Raw genomic sequence first — 1,058 nt, 5'->3', positions numbered from 1 at the left:
ATCCTTTGGCAGAGACAGACGCAGCTGGTCTGAGCCTTTCTCATGCCGGATCCCCATCTGCATGTATGTGACCGGTATATTGTCCTGTTTAAAACGGGGCGGATTTGGTTTTTTGATCCCTCCGTTCTTTTTTTGGACATAAAAAGATTTCCATGCTTTGTCCAACTGCTTGCAGGTCTCCTGCGCTGTCTGTGATGGCAGCTGTCTGTACCACAGATCTCCTTTATGTGCTTTTTTCTGATAATACCAGTCAGGATACTTTTCCAGTCCCAGTTCTTTATAATGATGACGTTCATAGTTGCAGACATTCCAGAGTTTGGAAGCCGCATAACACATATGCCCTATAATGTTGGAATATTCCGGACAGATCTTTAACGATGTTCTGTGTGACAGCAGCATTCCTCTCCCCTCCTTCAGACAGCTATGCAGATGGAGTTTTACACTCCACCCTGATTTAATACGATTTGCTCTGATGTTCAATATAACGGCGGATATTTTCTTCAGATACTGATCCGATTGTCTCCACATAATAGGAATGGTTCCACAGCTCTCCCTTCCATAGCTGGTTTCTTATTTCCGGAAAACGTTCGAATAATTTTCTGCCGGTGATCCCCTTCAGATACTTGACAATTGCTGTTATAGACAGCTTTGGTGGAGCTGATACAAAACAATGGACATGGTCACCTTCACCACATTCAAATAAATGAACGGCAAAGCCCTTGTCCTCAGCAATCTGCTGCACCAGTTCCTGAAGGTATTCCTCAATTTCTGGATTTAATATTTTCCGCCGATATTTCACTGACCATACCATATGGTAGTTAATATTACACACACAAGTTCTATAATGTATTAGATTTTCTTTCATACATATAGTATAACATAACGAGTGAAAACGCACAACAAAAAGTCGAACATATTTTCGATTGATTATACGCCGGTTACGGCATTAATATCAAGGAGTTAAGGGATTATTATATTATTTCCATGTGCAGATATACACAATTCTACGCTTTCATCTCGGTAATTGAATTGCCGAGGATTCCCGCTTATCGTCCTAA

At 41.0% G+C, this 1,058-nt stretch carries 1 protein-coding gene and 1 pseudogene; both read right to left on the bottom strand.

Annotation, left to right across the window (positions count from 1 at the left end; genetic code table 11):
* Positions 1 to 399 (bottom strand): annotated as a pseudogene (locus LI112_RS17810) (RNA-guided endonuclease TnpB family protein); the annotation flags it as partial.
* Positions 400 to 454: 55 nt separating this feature from the next.
* Positions 455 to 871 carry an IS200/IS605 family transposase gene (tnpA, locus tag LI112_RS17805; protein WP_144368248.1) on the bottom strand — a complete coding sequence of 139 codons (417 nt, stop codon included), beginning with the start codon at positions 869 to 871 and terminating at the stop codon, positions 455 to 457.
* Between the last annotated feature and the right edge of the window lie 187 nt (positions 872 to 1,058).

Source organism: Blautia sp. 210820-DFI.6.14 (assembly GCF_020558815.1).
Classification (GTDB): domain Bacteria; phylum Bacillota; class Clostridia; order Lachnospirales; family Lachnospiraceae; genus Blautia_A; species Blautia_A obeum.
Note: the sequence above shows the minus strand (reverse complement) of the source record. Positions and strands in the feature narration are given on the sequence as shown.